Here is a 17,611-nt window from a genome sequence, read left to right as displayed (position 1 = left end):
GCGGCCTTCATGAACGTGGTCCCGGCTCAGGGCCGGGGCCCGCTCCTTTCCGGGCCGGGCACACCGAGCAGAAGCAGCGTCACGTCGTCGTCAGAGGCGTCCACGTCCACGATCAGGGTCCTGATCAGGCGGTCCGCCGCCTGGTCGAGGATGCCGGGGTCGTCGACGGGAACGCCCTTCAACGCGTCCTCGACGGTGTGGGTCAGGACGTCGACCTGGGCCTCGATGTCGGTGCCGGGTCTTTCGACCAGCCCGTCGGTGTAGAGCACGAGAGCGCTGCCCGGCGGCAGCGGCATGGTCGCTTCCTGGAACGGCACCGCGTGTCCCGCGTCGTTGACGCCCAGCGGCACGCCGACCGGTGCCCCCAGCCGGCAGGCGGGCCCGTCGGGCGGCAGGGCGATGACGGGCAGGTGCCCGGCCGAGCACAGGGTGACCTCGTGCCTGCCCTGGTCCAGGACCAGGTAGACGCTGGTGACCAGTTGGTCCGCCAGATCGCCGACGAACGCGTCGAGGGCGCTCATCAGCCCGCTGGGTGTGGCGCCCGTGCGGGCCAGGGCGTGGGAGGCGGCGCGCAGCTGCCCCATGACGGCCGCGGCCTCCAGGCCCCGGCCCATCACATCGCCGATCAGGACGCCCGTACGGTGCTCGTCGAGCGGGATGACGTCGAACCAGTCGCCGCCGACTCCGGGGTCCTGGACGGACGCCAGGTACCGGTAGGCGCATGGCAGGTGCGCCAGGCGGGGCGGCTCCCCCATGAGGCTGTGCTGCAGGGTGTAGGCGATGTGCCGCTGCTGCTCGTAGCGCTCGGCTCGCTCGGCTTCCAGGCGTCTGCGCTCGGTGATGTCCCGGACGGTCAGGACCACGAGCTGCTCGGCCTGCAGGCTGCTGACGCTCACCTCGACGGGGAACTCGGAGCCGTCACCGCGCAGCCCGTACAGGTCCCGGTCAAGGACCGTCGGCTTCGGATCACGCAGGCGCAGGTAGGCACTGAGGAGAGCGTGATGCCGCCTGCGCCGGGCAGTCGGCACCAGCCCGACGACTTCGGTGCCGACGAGATCGGCCGGCGCTCGTCCGAACAGGCGTTTCACCTGCTGGTTCGCCATGACGACAGTGCCGTCGCCGTCCGTGATCAGGGTGGCGTCGGGAGCGGACTCCAGCAGCGCCAGGAACCGCCGGTGCGACCGCCGGACCTCGCGTTCGGCCGCTACGCGGTCGGTGATGTCGATGTACACGCCGCACAGCGCGTAGGGCGCGCCGGAGGCGTCGTTGAGCAGGAACCGGGTGGACAGGAACTCCCGCCTGCCTCCCGGCAGGGCGAAGGTCTTCTGCCGCTGCACGGGCCGGCCCTCCGTCAGCACGGCGAGGTCGGAGGCCCGCCCCTGACGTGAGAGGTCGGGCGGCAGGACGTCCTGGTCCCGGCGGCCCAGGACCTGCTCCCGGGACAGTTGCAGGGTCTGCTCGAACGTCGTGTTGACCGCCAGGAAGCGGCCCTCCAGGTCCTTGATGAACACCATCGCGGGCGTGTGCTCCATGAAGGCCTGCAGCAGATCGTTCTGACGCACCCGCCACTCGAGACGGGCGTGAGCCACCTCGACCCGACGGCCCACGGCCAGCGTCGTGAAGATCACTGCCGTGAACACGACCACGTGACCGAAGACGAGCAGGCCGGTCCCCAGCCGCTCCCCGAACAGCCCGGAGTCCTCGGCTGCCAGCACGGCCCAGCCCAGCAGCGGCGGCACGATCACGACGGTGACGAACAGCCATCGTCCCAGCGCGCCGGTCGTCCCCGCGTTCAGCAGCAGTGCCGCGGGACCCTCGCCCGGACGGGCCAGGAAGAGCGCCGTGCCCACCAGCACCAGAGCCACCGCGGTGTGCAGGGCCATGCCCGTGTAGGGCCCGAACTGCTCCAGTTCGGGCACCCCGTAGGCAGCCCCGTACAGCCGCAGCATGCCGAGCGCGCCGACGGCCAGGCCCAGGATCTGACTCACCCAGGCGGGGATCCGGGACGCTCCGGCGCACAGGGAGCCCGCCCCCGCTGCCATCAGCGCCGCGGCCGTGTTCGGCGCCATCCGCCCGGGCGACCCCGACCCCGTTCCCTGGTGGACGGTGTCGTCCGTGAAGAGCAACTCGTCGATCCCCAGGCCTGCCCCGATCGCATCCTCCGCGAGGGTGAACGCGCCGAGCAGGGCGACCAGGACCGCCGCCGCACGGGATACGGCGAGCGCGACGGGGCGGATCCGGCCGCGGGAGATCACGTACAGGGAAAAGCCGAGCGCGACGACGGCCACGGCGGTGTTGGCCTTCATGGCCACCGAGACGCCGGGCAGCACATCCTTCAGCGCATCGACCCCGAAGACCCAGCCGACCAGGCTCACCATGCCCAGCAGGCCGGCTGCCAGGGCCGCGGCCCCGGCCACCCGGCGGGCGGTGGCGAGAACGCGCGGGCGCACCGGCAGCCCGTCGGCCTGCTCCGGGCTGCGCACGCCGGGCGGCCCCGGCATCTGCTGGTCCCTCGTCACCGCATACTCATCCCTGCCGGATGAACACCAACCCGCATCAATCAGCCTAAGTAAGAGAAAAGGGTATAGCCGCCCTGGGTATCGGGCCCCGCGAGGCGCCGCCGCCGGCGGGCGGCGGCAGGCGGGGACAGGCGGCGGGCGAGGACAGGCGGCGGGCGGGGACAGGCGGCGGCTCCCGCCGTGCGGGGACCTCGGGCCGCTACGCTGACCGCCGAGCCGGCCGCAGGCGTGCCCCCTCACCGCGGTGCACCCCGCCCGTCCCCGTGGCGCCACCCGCCGAACGGCGGGCAGGTTCCGCCGCACGGCGGCGCCCGCGACCGGAGTCAGCGGGCCGACCATGGCTGCCCGAGCCGCCGCGACCTCGCGTGAGGAGACGCCATGACGCACCTACCGCCCCCGTTCGACCCTGAACTCGCCGCCGCCCTTGAGCTGATCAACGGCATGATCAGCCCGGGGCTGACCCTCGACGAGATCGCCGAGGTGCGCCAGGGCCCGGGCATTCAGATGCTGGCCGACCTGGACCTGACCATGGGCGGGACGTTCGAGGTGGAGGACCGGCAGGTGCCCGGGCCGCAGGGCGAGCCGGACATCTCGCTGCTGATCTGCCGCCCGGCCGCCGAGCCCGCCGGGCCGCGTCCCGTGATCTACCACGTGCACGGCGGTGGCATGGTCATCGGCACCAACCGGGTCGGGGTGGACGTCCCGCTGGCGTGGGCGCAGGCGCTGGACGCCGTCGTGGTGTCCGTGGAGTACCGGCTGGCGCCGGAGCACCCGCATCCCGCGCCGGTGGAGGACGTGTACGCCGGGCTGCTGTGGACCGCGGACCACGCCGCGGAGATCGGCGCCGACCCCGAGCGGATCGTCATCGCGGGCGCGAGCGCCGGCGGCGGGCTGTGCGCGGCCCTGGCCCTGCTCACCCGGGACCGCAAGGGGCCGCAGCCGATCGGGCAGGTGCTGATGTGCCCGATGCTCGACGACCGCAACGACACGCCTTCCACGTACCAGATGGCGGGCCTCGGGGTGTGGGACCGCACCGCGAACGAGACCGGCTGGACCGCGCTGCTGGGCTCGCGCCGCGGCGGGCCGGACGTACCGGCGTACGCGGCTCCGGCCCGCGCCGAGGATCTGACGGGGCTGCCCCCGGCCTTCCTCGACGTCGGCTCGGCGGAGACCTTCCGGGACGAGGTCGTCGCCTACGCGTCACGGATCTGGCAGGCCGGCGGGGTGGCCGAACTGCATGTGTGGCCGGGCGGCTTCCACGGTTTCGACGGGTTCGCGCCTCAGGCCGCGGTGTCGCAGGCGGCCCGCGGGGCGCAGATGGCCTGGCTGCGGAGGTTGCTGGGGGTGTGAGTGCCGGGGGCGGCGGGCCCCGGTGCGGCCGTCTGACGCCGACGGCCGCAAGAGCGGCCGCATACCGCACTATGGGCCTATGAAAGAGCTGGCCGGGCGGCTGACCGCCCTCGATCCGGATGCCGGTGCGGCGGTCCGGGTCATCGCCTACTTCGACCGCATGGCCGAGTCCAGGGCCGGGGTGGAGGCACTCGTGCGCGGTGCCGCGGTCCTGGCCGGCTGCCCGGCCCGGTTGGTGGACCCGGAGCGGCGCGTGCACGTCCGGGTGGAGGCCGACGGCACTCGGCGTGACACCGACGCCCCGCCGGACCCGGCCTGGCCGGCGGCGGTCTTGAGCCCGGGCGGCGCGGGGGTGCTGTGGCTGGAGCGGGGAGCGGACGGAGCCGAGTCCGGCGGCCTCGCGCCGACGGGGCAGGACGCGCACCAGGGCCCGGCCGCGCCCGTCACCTCCAGCGTCGTCGACGCCGTGATCCTCGAACGGGCCGCCGGTACGGTCCGGCTGGTTCTCGACCGCACCCGTGGGCGGGCCCCGGCAGACGACCCGGCCCTGGTCGAGACCCTCCTCGACGCCACGGCCCCCGAGCAGGCCCGCCTGCACGCCGCCCGCCGCCTCGGACTGGACCCCATGGCCCCGGCCCGGGCCCTCGCCCCGCTGAACGGCCGGCCACGGGTGATACCCGCCGACGCGGACACCACCCCACGCACGGGCCGAACGGCCCCGGAAGCCCCGGCCCGGCCACACACCGGCCCGACGAACCCGACAGCCCCACCACACCCCGCCACCGCGCACGGCACGACGACCACCGACACGACCAGCACCGCCGCCACCGCCACCAAGACCACCTCACCCACAGGCCGAACAGCCACAGAGACCCCCGCCCAGACCCACACCGCCCCAACGAACCCGGCCACCGCCCCACACCCCGCCACCGTGCGCAGCCCGGCGAGCACCGGCGCTCCGCCCCGGCCCGACCGCGCGGGCGGCGCGACGCCCTCGCGGCCCGACGGTCCCGCCCGCTCCGCCGACCCATCAGCGTCGGGACTCCGCGCCGGCGCGGGGACGCTCACCCCCGCAGCCCGCCCGACGGCCGCGCAGGCCGCTCCCGGTCCCGGGTCGGGACCGACCGCAGACCCGGCCGCCGCCGTCACCGGCCTGCGGCCCGCTCCCCCGGACCCGCGTCTCCCCGCCGGGCGTCTCGGCGTCGGACCCGCCGTTCCCGTGCTGGAGTTGCCCCGGTCCTGGGCCGAGGCCCGGACCGCGCTGCGGTTCACCGCCGAGGGCACGCCGCAGGATCCCGGGCCCCAGGTCGTGCACGCCGACGAGCTGGGCGGGATCGCCCTCCTCGCCGGTCTCGTCGCGCCGGGCTCCGAGCCGCCACCCGACGTCCGCGCCCTGGAGGCCGCCGCGGCGAACACCCCCTGGTTGCCGGCCACCTTGCACGCGGTCGCGTCGTCGGGGAGCCTGCGGGCGGCCGCCGCCGGGATCAACGTCCACCACTCCACACTCCAGGACCGGCTGACCCACGCCGAGCACCTGCTCGGCTGGCCGCTGCGCACCCCGCAGGGCCGGCTCCGGCTGCAACTGGCCCTGACGATGCGCCGGCTGGCCCGGCCGTGAACGCCGTACGCCCGACGTGATCCGGATCGCGCCTGCGGCCCGCCCGGCCACGCGTTCCCTGCGGCAGACTGTCCGAGCGCCCTCTCTACACGATCCGGGAGCTTGAGGCATGAGCGTGCAGCGGTATCCCCTGGCCGGGGTCACGGTCGTCAGTCTGGAGCAGGCCGTGGCGGCGCCCTACGCCACCCGTCAGCTCGCCGACCTCGGCGCCCGTGTGATCAAGGTGGAGCGGCCGGGCGGCGGCGACTTCGCCCGCCGCTACGACACCACGGTGCACGGCCACTCCAGCTACTTCGTCTGGCTCAACCGCTCCAAGGAGTCCCTCACCCTCGACCTGAAGGACCCCCGCGGCCACGAGATCCTGCACGACCTCCTCGACGGCGCCGACGTCTTCGTGCAGAACCTCGCCCCGGGCGCCGCCGCCCGCCTCGGACTGGACGCCGCCACCGTCACCGGCCGGCGCCCGAACCTGATCCCGTGCACGATCTCCGGCTACGGCACGACCGGCCCCTGGTCCGACCGCAAGGCCTACGACCTGCTCGTGCAGTGCCAGACCGGGCTGGTGTCGCTGACCGGGACCCCCGAGGGCACCGCCCGGACCGGGATCTCCGTCGCCGACATCGCCGCAGGGATGTACGCCTACAGCGGCGTCCTCACGGCCCTGTACACCCGCGCCACCACCGGCGAGGCGCACCCCGTGGAGGTGTCCCTGTTCGAGGCACTGGCGGAGTGGATGGGCCAGCCCGCGTACTACACCCGGCACGGCGGCACCCAGCCCCCGCGGCTCGGCACACAGCACGCCACCATCGCGCCGTACGGGACGTACACCGCCGCCGACGGACAGGAGGTGCTGTTCTCCATCCAGAACGAGCGGGAATGGGTGGCCCTGTGCGCCGAGTTCCTCGGCCGTCCGGAACTGGTGGACGATCCGCGGTTCGCCACCGGCTCCGACCGCGTCGCCCACCGCGAGGAGCTGAACGCCGTCGTCGCCGAGCGGTTCGCCCGCTCCGGCTCGGACGAGATCCTGAAGGACCTGGAGCGGATCGGCATCGCCTGCGCCGGGGTCAACGACGTCGCCGCCTTCCTGGACCACCCCGTGCTGGCCGCCCGTGGCCGCTGGAGCGAGGTCGAGGTGCCGGGCGCCACCGTGGAGGCGCTGCTCCCGCCCGCCGACCTCGCGGGCCTGCCCGCGCGCATGGACCCCGTGCCGGCCGTGGGTGAGCACACCGACGCGATCCTGACCGAACTGGGCCGCACCGCCGAGGAGGTGGCGGCCCTCCGCGCGGACGGCGTCGTCTGAGAGCCGGCCTAGGGCCGCCCTAGCTGGATTCAGCGGTCGGCCGCCGGTCCGCCTCCTCGGCCGCCTGCTTGCGCGAGGCGCGCAGGCTCGTGAACGTCGTCACCGCCAGGACCAGCACGATGAAGCTGAGCGAGAACGGGATGCCGATCTCGGGGACGGGGACACCCGACTCGTGCAGCGCGTGCAGCACCAGCTTCACGCCGATGAAGCCCAGGATGATCGACAGACCGTAGGAGAGGTGGACCAGCTTCTTCAGCAGGCCGCCGATGAGGAAGTACAGCTGGCGCAGGCCCATGAGGGCGAAGGCGTTCGCGGTGAACACGATGTACGGGTCCTGCGTCAGGCCGTAGATGGCGGGGATGGAGTCGAGGGCGAACAGCACGTCGGTGGAGCCGATCGCGAGCATCACGACCAGCATCGGCGTCATGATCCGCTTGCCGTTCTCGGTGATGAACAGCTTCGTGCCGTGGTAGCGGTCGGCCACGCCGAAGCGCTCCTCCGCCATCTTCAGCAGCTTGTTCTCCTGGTACTCCTCCTCGTGGTCCTGCGTGCGGGCGTCCTGGACCAGCTTCCAGGCCGTCCAGATCAGGAACGCCCCGAAGAGGTAGAAGACCCAGGAGAAGGTGGAGATGATCGCCGCGCCCGCCGCGATGAACACCGCCCGCAGCACCAGGGCCATCAGGACGCCGACCATCAGCACCCGCTGCTGGTACTGCGTGGGCACCGCGAACTTGCCCATGATCAGGACGAAGACGAAGAGGTTGTCGACGCTGAGCGACTTCTCGGTGATGTACCCGGCGAAGAACTCGCCCGTGGGCCCGCTCCCACCGAAGTACCACAGCCCCACGCCGAACAGCACGGCCAGGACGACCCACACCACCGTCCACGTCCCGGCTTCCCTGATCGACACGTCGTGCGGCTTGCGGCCGACGAAGAAGTCGACGGCGACGAGCACGCACAGGGCTGCCACGGTCAGCAGCCACACGGACAGCGAGACGTTCACTTGTTGCTCCTGATGCAGGTGTGGGGGAGGGACATCGTTGTCCGCTGTGGCTGATTTCCGCCATACCTGTCAGGTGAACATTCGGTCAAAGCTGCACGCGCAGCGCCTCCAGGACGTCCTGGTCCGTCAGTTGCCCGAAGTCCTCGTACCAGAGGCCCACGGCCATGAACGCGGCCGGCCGGTGCAGGCAGATCACCTCGTCCGCCTCGGCGCGCATCAGGTCGGCTCCCTCCGGGGAACAGACGGGCGCGGCCAGGAGCACCCGTGCGGGTGCCTGCCGGCGCACGAAGCGCAGTGCGGCGCGTGCCGTGGAGCCGGTCGCCAGGCCGTCGTCGACGACGATCACGGTCCGTCCGCGCAGGTCCGGGGCCGGACGGCCCTGCCGGTACAGCCGTTCGCGGCGCCGCAGTTCGGCGCGCTCCCGCTCGATGACGCCGGCGAGGGCGGCCTCCCCTATGCCGAGGTGGCGCAGGGCGTCCTCGTCGAGGAGCGGCACCTCGTCCCCGGCCATCGCGCCGACGCCGAGTTCCTCCTGGTGGGGAGCCCCGATCTTGCGTACGACGAGCACGTCGAGCGGGGCGCCGAGCGCGGCGGCGACCTCGCGCGCCACGGCGACGCCGCCGCGGGGCAGGGCGAGGACGAGGGGATCGGGCAGGTCCCCCTCGCGTTGCCGGGTCCGCAGGGTCGCGGCCAGTTCCTCACCGGCCTGCCGGCGATCACGGAACAGCATGACGGTCACCTCTGCTTCCCGCACGAAAGAGGGCCCTCGGCCGGTCCGGCTCCCGCGTACCCCCGCGTCCGCCGGACGATGCACGCCGGCCGGTCACCGGCCTTCGGTGATCTGTACCTGCTGATCGCACCACTGCCGGGCCGCCTCGGTGACCTCGTCGAGGGCGCCCGGTTCCTCGAACAGGTGGGTGGCGCCGGGCACCACGTGGAGGGTGGGCGGCGTGGGCAGCCGCCGTGCCGCCTCCTCGTTGAGCCGCAGCACGTGCGTGTCCCGGCCGCCCACGATCAGCAGCACGGGGGCCCGTACGGCGTTCAGGGCGTCACCCGCCAGGTCGGGCCGTCCGCCCCGTGAGACGACCGCCCGTACCCGGTCGGGCCGTCGCGCGGCGGCGACGAGGGCCGCACCCGCGCCGGTGCTGGCGCCGAACAGGACGACGGGCAGGCCCGAGGTGCCGGGTTCCCGCGCCAGCCAGTCGAGAGCGGCCACCAGCCGGTGGCCCAGCAGGGGGATGTCGAAGCGGAGTTCGGCAGTACGGGCGTCGAGCCGTTCCTCGTCCTCGGTGAGCAGGTCGATCAGCAGGGTGCCGAGCCCGGCGGTGCGCAGGCCGGCGGCGACCTCGCGGTTGCGGGGGCTGTGCCGGGAGCTGCCGCTGCCGTGCGCGAACAGCACGACCGCGCGGGCGTCCGGCGGCACGGTCAGATCGCCGGTGAGGACTGCGCGGCCCGCGGGCAGGGTGACCGTCCGGGAGATCATCGTCAGCCTCCTCTCCCCCGGTTCCCGGGGTACCCACGCCGCGGTGGACGTCCCATGGCGTGATCTGTGGGATGCGTGTCGTTGACGCCGTAGGGCGGGCCGGTGGAGCGTGAGGGGCGTGACCGATCGCCGTACCGTCTTCGTCGTCTTCGACGGTTTCCAGCCGCTCGACCTCACCGGACCGCACGAGGTGTTCCACAGTGCGGGCGGGTACACCTGCGACGTCGTGGCGCGGCGGGCGGGGCCGGTCCGGTCGGTGAGCGGGCTGCTCGTGCACGCCGGGCACGGCGTCGCGGACCTCGACCCGGCCGGGGCGGACACCCTGGTGGTGGTCGGCGGCCAGGGTGTCGACCGGGCGCGCGAGGACGCGGACCTGGTCGCGTGGGTGGCCGCCGCGGCGGCCGGTGCCCGGCGGGTGGCGTCGGTGTGCAGCGGGGTGTTCCTGCTGGCCGCCGCGGGGGTGCTGGACGGGCGGCGGGTCACCACGCACTGGGCCCGCGAGGAGCAGCTGGCCCGGGAGCATCCCGGGGTACGGGTGGACTGCGACCCGATCTTCGTCCGGGACGGGCGGGTGTGGACGTCGGCCGGGGTGACGGCCGGGATGGATCTGGCGCTCGCCCTGGTGGAGGATGACCTGGGCCGGGACATCGCGCACGAGGTGGCCCGCCGGCTGGTGCTGTTCCTGCGCCGGCCGGGCGGTCAGTCGCAGTTCAGTGTGGCGCTGTGGTCGCGGCAGCCGTCGACGGACCCGGTGCGGGCCGCGGTCACCGCGATCCACGCCGATCCGGGGGCCCGGCACGACATCGCGGGCCTCGCCGCGCGCGCCGGGCTGAGCCCGCGTCATCTGCAGCGCCGCTTCACCGCCGAGATGGGCGCGCCGCCTGCGGCGTACGTCGAGCGGGTGCGCGTCGAGGCGGCGCAGCGCGCGCTCACGGGCGGGGACGAGCCGGTGGAGGCCATCGCCCGCCGCTGTGGCTTCGCCACGGCCGAGACCCTGCGCCGCACCTTCCACCGCCGGCTCGGCGTGGCGCCGTCGGACTACCGCGCCCGGTTCCGCTCCACCGCGGGGCCCCATGAACCACCGGGCCCTTTCGGCCCCTTGCCGGATTACACAGAGGAAGGACGAACCGCATGACGACCTACGGCCTGCTGGTCTTCGAGGACGCCGAGGAGCTCGACTTCGTGGGGCCCTGGGAGGTCTTCACCGTCTCGGCCCGGCTCCGGGAAGCCGGCGACACGGCGGTGCTGGTCTGCGAGAACCCCGGGCCGGTGCGCTGCAACAAGGGCCTGCGTGTCCTGCCCGACCACACCTTCGACGACCATCCGCCGCTGGACGTGCTGCATGTGCCGGGCGGGCTGGGCGCGCGCGAGGGCCAGCTGCACAACCCGGTGGTGACCGACTGGATCGGGAAGACGGCACAGCGGGCGGCGTGGGTCCACGGCGTGTGCACCGGCACCTTCCTGCTGCATGCCGCCGGGCCCGCCCGGGGCCGCCGGGTGGCCACGCACTGGAGCCAGGAGGACACGCTGGAGGCGCGGGGGGACGTGACGGTGGTCCGGGACGTCCGCTACGTCGTGGACGGGAACCTGGTCACCAGCCAGGGCGTCTCGGCGGGGATCGACAGTGCGTTGTGGCTGGTCGGGCGGTTGCACGGCCGGGAGCACGCGCGGGCCGTACGGCGCTACATCCAGTACGACCCGGCGCCGCCCTACCTCGCGGACGAGCCCGTCTGATCCGCAACACGCGGGCGGGGCCGCATGGGAGGGCGAGCCTCGGGCAGGCGATGTTCATGGGCGGTGACACGAGCGACGGCGGGCAAGGGCGGCAGCCGGGTGAGTGCGGGCACCGGGCGGTGCCTCATCCGGGCGACATCCGGATCGAGGCGTGGGCGGCGTGCAGAGAGCACTGTCTGGCGGAGGCGGTCCTGGCGATGGTGGAGTGCTTCGCGGACGTCACCGGGGTGCGGCCCACGGCCGTGGACCGGGTGCGGCTGCCCGCGGCCAGCGACGACGACCTGCTCGCCGCGCTGCTGGACGAGGTCATCTTCCGGCTGGAGGCGTACGGTCAGGTGCCCGTGGACGTGGAGGCGGACGAGGCCGACGGCGGGCTGGACGTACGCCTGGCCGTCGCTGGCATCGCGGACGTGGAGATCACCGGGGCGGTTCCGGTGGCGGTGGCGTGGGACCGGCTGCGGATGAGGCCGGACCCGTACGGGTGGTCGTGTGCGGTGACGGTGGACGCCTGACCTACCGTGGAGGGATGGGCGGCGGCGTCGTGACGCTGTTCCTGTGCGGTGACGTGATGCTCGGGCGCGGCGTCGACCAGATCCTCCCGCATCCCGGCGATCCGGCACTGCGGGAGGCGTACGCCGAGGACGCCCGGGCCTACGTCCGGCTGGCGGAGTCGGCACACGGCCCGGTGCCGGCGCCCGTGGCCCCGTCGTGGCCGTGGGGCGAGGCGCTGCGGGTGCTGGACGAGGCCGCCCCGGACGCCCGGATCGTGAACCTGGAGACGGCGGTGACGGGCGGCGGCATGTTCGCGCCCGGCAAGGAGATCCACTACCGGATGCACCCGTCGAACATGCCGGCGCTGACCGTGGCCCGGCCCGACGTGACGGTCCTCGCCAACAACCACGTCCTGGACTTCGGCCGCCCGGGCCTGCTGGAGACCCTGGACGTGCTGGCCCGGGCGGGGCTTCGGACGGCGGGCGCGGGACGGAACGCCGGCGAGGCGTACGCACCCGCGGTGGTCCCGCTCCCGGGCGGCCGGCGGCTGCGGGTGTTCGCCCTCGGGGCGGACTCCAGCGGCGTCCCGGCCGGCTGGGCGGCGACCGCGGACCGGCCGGGTGTGGCGTACCTGCCCGGCTTCTCGGGGGCCGCCGCCGAGGCCGCGGTCCGGCGCCTCGGCGGGGCCGGTGGCCTCACCGTCGTCTCCGTGCACTGGGGATCGAACTGGGGGTACCGCGTCCCCCGGGAGCAGATCCGTTTCGCACACGCGCTGGTGGACGCCGGCGCCGACGTCGTCCACGGGCACTCCTCGCACCATCCCCGGCCGCTGGAGGTGTACCGGGGCCGGCTGATCCTCTACGGCTGCGGCGACTTCGTCGACGACTACGAGGGCATCTGCGGATACGAGGAGTACCGCGACGACCTGCGGCTCGCCTTCCTCGTGTCGGTCGACCCGGACAGCGGGCGGCTGGCCGGGCTGCGCATGGTGCCGTTCCGGGCGCGGCGGCTGCGGCTGGAGCCCGCGTCCGGGGAGGACCGTGCCTGGCTGCGCGCCACGCTGGACCGGATCAGCGGTGGGGTGGGGGTGAAGCAGGCGGCCGACGGTTCGCTGGTCCTCGCCGCGCCGGCCGCGTGACGCGGGAGCGCGTGGGACGTCAGCCCGCCCACGCCACCAGCCGTTCGCGGCTTTCCGGCTCCCGCAGCCGGGCGAGTGACTCCTTTTCCAGCTGACGCACCCGCTCGCGGGTCAGACCGACGCGCCGGGCGACCTCGCTGAGCGAGCGGGTGTGCCCGTCGTGCAGCCCGTAGCGCAGGCTGAGGATCATGGCCTCGCGGGGCGCGAGCGTGCCGACGGCCTCGCGGAGTTCCTCGGCGAGCGCCCGGAACTCGGCGACCTCCGGGGCCTGGAGCACCTCGGTGTCGGCGATGAGGTCGCCGACGACGGTCTCGCCCGACTCGTCCACCGGCGTGTCCAGGCTGACGGCGTCCCGCCCGACGTGGCGCAGCCATTCGATCCTGTCCTCGGCGAGGCCGCTCTCCCGGGCCACCTCCCCGACGCTCGGCTCACGCCCCAGGTCGAGGCGCAGCCGCCGCTCGATCTTGGCGATCTTCTGGAGCTGCTCCACGACGTGCATCGGAAGCCGGACGGAACGGGCGTGCGCCGCGAGGCCCCGCTCGATCGCCTGGCGGATCCACCAGGTCGCGTAGGTGGAGAACTTGAACCCCTTGGTGTGGTCGAACTTCTCCACGGCCCGGATCAGCCCCAGGTTGCCCTCCTGGATGACGTCCAGCAGGGGCAGGCCGCGGTGGGCGTGCCGCTTCGCCATCGACACCACCAGCCGGAGGTTGGCCCGGACCATGTGGTCCTTGGCCGCCTGTCCGTCCCGGACGGCCGCCTCCAGGTCCCGGCGTCCCCGCGCTGTGAGGTCGTGTTCCCCGGCGTCGGCCGCGTCCAGCAGCTCCAGCGCCCGCAGGCCGGTCTCCATCCGCCGGGCGAGCCGCACCTCGTCCTCCGCGGTGAGCAGCGGGGTCGCCGAGATCTGTGCGAGGTACTGGCCGAGGAGGTCCGGCTCCTCGTCGGGCTCGGGGATGCGGCTGCGCAGCCGGGCGGTGCGGGCCGGGGCGCGCCGGTCCTCGCGGACACCCGCCGCGGGCTGTTCTGTCAGGGGAGACATCGTCGGGTTCCTCCCTCCCCCGCCTCGTTCCGGCTTGCCCCGGGTACCCGGGGGAATCGGTCCGAACCGTGTGCCCCGGGGCCCCCGGGGGTACCCCGGGCCACATGACCGGCATCGAACTGAGCAGCAACGCGTTCAACGACCACTCCTTCATCGCGCGCCGGCACGCGTACGAGGGACCGAACGTCTCTCCGCCGCTGACCTGGAGCGGCGTGCCGGACGACGCGGCCGAACTGGTCCTGCTGTGCGAGGATCCCGACGCCCCCTCGGGCACCTTCGCGCACTGGGTCGTGGTCGGCATCGACCCGCACAGTGACGGCGTCGAGGCCGGGCACAGTCCACCGGGCGGCACGGAACTCGTCAACGGCTACGGGCAGCACGGCTGGGGCGGCCCCCATCCGCCGCCGGGTGATGACGCCCACCACTACTTCTTCCGGCTCTACGCGCTGTCCGAACCGTGCGTCCTGCCCGACGCGCCGCGCGCGGACCAGGTGCACGAGGAGGTCGAGAAGCACCGCCTCGCGGACGGGAAGCTGGTGGGGCTGTACCAGCGCTGAGCCTCCACCCCGAGCCAACCCACAACGGTTGGTTGTGGCACGGGTGCCGTCCGGTTGTTTGCCCGGCCCGCCCGCTTCTCGCTTGGATGACTCCCGGACAACGCCGGGTTGTCCGGGGGAGCGGGGAGTGCGCCGGGTATGGCGGGCAGACGGTCGCTGGGGCGGCGGTTCGGGTGGCTGTGGGGCGCGTACGCGGTCAGCACGGCCGGCACATGGCTCGCGTTCGACGCGTTCGCCCTGATCGCGGTCCTGGCCCTGGACGCCGGGCCGACGCAGGTGTCGCTGCTGGCGGCGGTGGGACCGGCGGTCGGCGCCGCGGTGTCGGTGCCCCTCGGGCCGTGGGTGGAGGTCCGCCGCAAACGGCCGGTGATGATGGCGACGGACCTGGTCCGGTGCGCGGTGCTGCTGAGCATCCCCGTGGCGTTCGCGCTCGGCCGGCTGAGCTTCGGCCAGTTGCTGCTGGTGTCGGTGGCCGTGGCGGCGGCCGACATCACCTTCAACGCGGCGGCCGGGGCGTTCCTGAAGGATCTCCTGCCGCGGCAGGACCTGCTTGTGGCGAACGGACGGTTCGAGGCGACGGCCTGGACCGCCAGCATGGTCGGTCCGCCGCTGGGCGGGGCCGCGATCGGCCTGTTCGGCCCGGTGACGACGGTGGTGGCCGACGCGGTGAGCTATCTGCTGTCGGCCGCCGGCATCCGGGCGATCGGCGACGCCGAGCAGCACCCGGCACGGCCGGAACCCGCGGTGACCCGGGCCCGCGACCTGCTGGAGGGCTGGCGCCACATCCTGGCCGATCCGGCACTGCGCCCGCTGTTCCTCAACACCCTCCTGGTCAACTCCCTGATCATGGCGGCGTCTCCGCCACTGCTGATCCTGATGGTCGACGACCTGCGCTTCGCTCCCTGGCAGTACGCCCTCGCCTTCGCGGTGCCCTGCACCGGCGGCCTGCTCGGCTCCCGCCTGGCCCCGCGCCTCGTCGCCCGCCACGGCCGGCACCGGGTCCTGGTCACTGCGGGAGCGCTGCGGGCCTGCTGGCCGGTCGGCCTGGCCTTCACCGGCCCCGGCGCGGCCGGCCTGGTCCTGGTCATGCTGGTCGAGTTCGGACTGATCACCTGCTGCGCGGTCTACAACCCGGTGCTCGCCACACAGCGCCTCGACCGCACCCCCGCGGGCCGGGTCGCGCGCACCCTGTCCGCCTGGTCGGCCACCGGCAAGGCCACCACCGCGACGATGACCGCCCTGTGGGGCGTACTGGCCGCAAGGACCGGCCCCCGCACGGCCATCGCGCTGGCCGGTGCCCTGCTCCTCGTCACGCCGCTGCTGCTCCCCCGCCGGGACGACACCACGGAGGCCGGCGACGAACCGGCCTCCGTGGCGGTGCGGTCGGACGGCGGCTGACCGGACCGGGGCCGGGTCAGACCGCCCCGGGCACGTCCTCCGTGACCCCGTTCAGCTCGGAGTCCGGGTCGGTGCCGTACGGGCGGGTGAGGATCTCCAGGCCGTGGCCCGCCGGGTCGAGGAAGTAGACCCCCCGGCCGCCGTCGTTGCGGTTGATGCGGCGTGGGTGGTTGCCGTGCGGGTCGGCCTGGATCGGGACGCGGGCCTCGACGAGACGGGCCAGGGCCTCGTCGAACTCGTCCTCGGAGACGAGGAACGCGTAGTGCTGCAGGGGGATGTCGGCGTCGATGGTGAGGAAGTCCAGCGTGACGCCGTTGGCGGTCGTCACGGGCAGGAACACCCCGGCCGGTGCGCCGACCTCAAGTCCCAGGAGGTCTGCGAGGAAGTGAGCGGACTTCTCCCGGTCTCGGGACAGGACGATGGTGTGGTTGAACTCGACTGACACGGTTGAATGCCTCCACGGGCATCTCCGCGGCGCCTCCATGCCTCACCCGGACGGTGACCGGCACGCGATGCCGCCCGGTGGATCGTAGACAGGCACCGGGGCGGCCGTCGAGCGGTTTCCGGCCGTGCCTCGCGAGCACCGCGCAGAACGCCCCGGACGGCAACGGCGATCCGGCCCGAGACCTGTCAGGGTCGAAGCCGCAGGTCGCCCGCTCCGCCGCAGCCCTGACATCCGTCAGGAGCGCCCGCCCCGCCCAGGCTCCTATCGTGGCGCCGCGGGCCAAGGTCCCGTCGGACAACCGGGCGATCCAGGAAGGGCACCCATGCGCATGCTCCTGCGCGGCGCCGCCGCGCTCGCGGCCGTCGTCACGGTCGCGTCACTCACGAGCGGTGCTGCCGCACACCCCCGGGCGGAAGGGGCGGCCGGGACCACCAAGAGCTCCGCAGCGGCCCAGATCCCGCCCGGTGTCACCGCGGGCGTCGCCGTCTTCGACCGCCAGACCGGCACGTTCACCGAACAGGTCAACGACAGTGCGCAGTTCCGGTCCGCGTCGGTCGTCAAGCTCCTGCTGGCACTGGACTTCCTGTGGGGCCGCGGGCCCGACTACGTCATCCCCGCGGCCGACCGCGCCCGGCTGGAGCCGATGCTGCGCGGCAGCGACGACGACGCCGCGAACCACTACTGGTCGACGTACGGCGGCTCGGCGATCATCAAGCGGATGCTCGACCGGCCGGAGGTCGGTCTGCGCGACACGGTGGCACCGCCCGCCGAGTACGCGGGATTCTGGGGCTACACGGCCATGTCCGCCCGGGACACGGTGGCCGTCTACCGGTACATCCTGGAGAAGGCACCCGCGCCCGTCCGCACCTTCATCATGGACAACCTGCGCCGCTCCACCCGCTGTTCCGCCACCGACCACTTCGACCAGCACTTCGGCATCGCCGGCTCGTTCGACCGGCCCTGGGCGGTGAAGCAGGGCTGGTCCGGGAAGTTCGCCAAGGGCACGTGCGGCTCCCAGGCAACACCCGCGGCGACGCCCGCGGAGCCGGCCGCCGCTCCCCGTGCCGCCGCCGTCGACCTCACCCGCCCCGCGCTGCACACCACCGGCACGGTGGGCGCGAACGACCGCACGATCGTGGCCGTACTGAGCCTGCACGCGACCGGCACGACGTACGGCAAGGCGTACACCGACATCGGCCGGCTGACCCGCTCGCTGAACGTGCCGGGCGGGGTACGGCCCGCCGGGACCTGGTTCGGCACCTGGGGGGAGCTCGTGAACGTCCGCAGGGGGCCGGCCACGGGCGACGAGCGGATCACCCGGCTCCCGGCCGGTGTCGAGGTGCTGGTCGGCTGCCAGACCCGGGGCGAGGTGGTCAGTGTGCCGCCCTACACCAACGACTGGTGGGCCTATCTGCCCCAGTACGGGGGCTACATCTCCAACATCTACATCAGCTCGCCGGTCAACCGGCTGCCGAACGTCCCGGAGTGCGGCTCGCCGCGGCCGTGACGGGAACGGGGGACGAGCGGTGGGCGGG

Annotated in this window: 16 protein-coding genes and 1 pseudogene; 11 read left to right on the top strand and 6 right to left on the bottom strand. The window is 73.8% G+C overall.

What is annotated here, in order from left to right; all coding sequences use genetic code 11:
• Positions 1-26: 26 nt before the first annotated feature.
• Positions 27-2,519: a SpoIIE family protein phosphatase gene (locus tag RFN52_RS36095; protein WP_184853035.1), complete on the bottom strand. Its 2,493-nt coding sequence runs from the start codon at positions 2,517-2,519 to the stop codon at positions 27-29.
• A 378-nt stretch (positions 2,520-2,897) separates the two neighbouring features.
• On the opposite strand from RFN52_RS36095, the gene RFN52_RS36090 reads away from it, so the two are divergent.
• The 4 genes and pseudogenes from RFN52_RS36090 (at position 2,898) to RFN52_RS36080 (ending at position 6,787) form a co-directional block, all read left to right on the top strand.
• Entirely contained in the window at positions 2,898-3,869 is a 972-nt protein-coding gene (locus tag RFN52_RS36090; RefSeq protein WP_184853032.1) for an alpha/beta hydrolase, read from the top strand.
• 79 nt (positions 3,870-3,948) lie between these two features.
• Positions 3,949-4,629, top strand: a pseudogene (locus RFN52_RS40180) (PucR family transcriptional regulator); the annotation flags it as partial.
• A gap of 171 nt (positions 4,630-4,800) precedes the next feature.
• Positions 4,801-5,487 (top strand): PucR family transcriptional regulator, encoded by a 687-nt coding sequence (locus tag RFN52_RS40175; protein ID WP_374050228.1) that lies wholly within the window; start codon positions 4,801-4,803, stop codon positions 5,485-5,487.
• 109 nt (positions 5,488-5,596) lie between these two features.
• Entirely contained in the window at positions 5,597-6,787 is a 1,191-nt protein-coding gene (locus RFN52_RS36080) for a CaiB/BaiF CoA transferase family protein (protein WP_184853026.1), read from the top strand.
• Between the two features lie 19 nt (positions 6,788-6,806).
• Here RFN52_RS36080 and RFN52_RS36075 read toward each other — a convergent pair whose 3' ends face one another.
• From RFN52_RS36075 to RFN52_RS36065, 3 genes are all read right to left on the bottom strand, one after another.
• Positions 6,807-7,790: a TerC family protein gene (locus RFN52_RS36075; RefSeq protein WP_184853023.1), complete on the bottom strand. Its 984-nt coding sequence runs from the start codon at positions 7,788-7,790 to the stop codon at positions 6,807-6,809.
• Between the two features lie 85 nt (positions 7,791-7,875).
• On the bottom strand, positions 7,876-8,520 hold the full coding sequence (locus RFN52_RS36070) for a phosphoribosyltransferase (protein WP_184853020.1): 645 nt from the start codon (positions 8,518-8,520) through the stop codon (positions 7,876-7,878).
• Between the two features lie 93 nt (positions 8,521-8,613).
• Positions 8,614-9,273: a dienelactone hydrolase family protein gene (locus RFN52_RS36065; RefSeq protein ID WP_184853019.1), complete on the bottom strand. Its 660-nt coding sequence runs from the start codon at positions 9,271-9,273 to the stop codon at positions 8,614-8,616.
• A gap of 118 nt (positions 9,274-9,391) precedes the next feature.
• Between RFN52_RS36065 and RFN52_RS36060 the strand changes: the two genes are divergently transcribed.
• Genes RFN52_RS36060 through RFN52_RS36045 form a run of 4 tightly spaced genes read left to right on the top strand, consistent with a single transcriptional unit; the run spans position 9,392 to position 12,637 of the window.
• Positions 9,392-10,408 (top strand): GlxA family transcriptional regulator, encoded by a 1,017-nt coding sequence (locus RFN52_RS36060; protein ID WP_311241135.1) that lies wholly within the window; start codon positions 9,392-9,394, stop codon positions 10,406-10,408.
• A complete protein-coding gene (locus RFN52_RS36055; protein WP_184853016.1) occupies positions 10,405-11,007 on the top strand; it encodes a DJ-1/PfpI family protein in 603 nt (200 codons plus the stop codon). Before RFN52_RS36060 ends, RFN52_RS36055 begins: the two co-directional genes overlap by 4 nt.
• Positions 11,008-11,063: 56 nt before the next feature.
• A complete protein-coding gene (locus RFN52_RS36050) occupies positions 11,064-11,519 on the top strand; it encodes an archease (protein ID WP_184853013.1) in 456 nt (151 codons plus the stop codon).
• A 14-nt stretch (positions 11,520-11,533) separates the two neighbouring features.
• Complete coding sequence (locus RFN52_RS36045; protein WP_184853010.1) at positions 11,534-12,637, top strand: CapA family protein; 1,104 nt, start codon at positions 11,534-11,536, stop codon at positions 12,635-12,637.
• A 19-nt stretch (positions 12,638-12,656) separates the two neighbouring features.
• Here the strand turns inward: RFN52_RS36045 and RFN52_RS36040 are convergent, their stop codons facing one another.
• Positions 12,657-13,676 carry a sigma-70 family RNA polymerase sigma factor gene (locus RFN52_RS36040; protein WP_184853007.1) on the bottom strand — a complete coding sequence of 340 codons (1,020 nt, stop codon included), beginning with the start codon at positions 13,674-13,676 and terminating at the stop codon, positions 12,657-12,659.
• 104 nt (positions 13,677-13,780) lie between these two features.
• On the opposite strand from RFN52_RS36040, the gene RFN52_RS36035 reads away from it, so the two are divergent.
• Together RFN52_RS36035 and RFN52_RS36030 are read left to right on the top strand one after the other, a co-directional pair.
• On the top strand, positions 13,781-14,233 hold the full coding sequence (locus RFN52_RS36035; RefSeq protein WP_184853004.1) for a YbhB/YbcL family Raf kinase inhibitor-like protein: 453 nt from the start codon (positions 13,781-13,783) through the stop codon (positions 14,231-14,233).
• A 138-nt stretch (positions 14,234-14,371) separates the two neighbouring features.
• Positions 14,372-15,631 (top strand): MFS transporter, encoded by a 1,260-nt coding sequence (locus RFN52_RS36030; RefSeq protein WP_184853002.1) that lies wholly within the window; start codon positions 14,372-14,374, stop codon positions 15,629-15,631.
• Positions 15,632-15,647: 16 nt separating this feature from the next.
• Here the strand turns inward: RFN52_RS36030 and RFN52_RS36025 are convergent, their stop codons facing one another.
• A complete protein-coding gene (locus tag RFN52_RS36025; protein ID WP_184852999.1) occupies positions 15,648-16,076 on the bottom strand; it encodes a VOC family protein in 429 nt (142 codons plus the stop codon).
• Positions 16,077-16,398: 322 nt separating this feature from the next.
• On the opposite strand from RFN52_RS36025, the gene RFN52_RS36020 reads away from it, so the two are divergent.
• Positions 16,399-17,583: a hypothetical protein gene (locus tag RFN52_RS36020; protein ID WP_184852996.1), complete on the top strand. Its 1,185-nt coding sequence runs from the start codon at positions 16,399-16,401 to the stop codon at positions 17,581-17,583.
• Positions 17,584-17,611 lie beyond the last annotated feature (28 nt).

The organism is Streptomyces collinus (genome assembly GCF_031348265.1).
Taxonomy (GTDB): domain Bacteria; phylum Actinomycetota; class Actinomycetes; order Streptomycetales; family Streptomycetaceae; genus Streptomyces; species Streptomyces collinus.
Note: the sequence above shows the minus strand (reverse complement) of the source record. Positions and strands in the feature narration are given on the sequence as shown.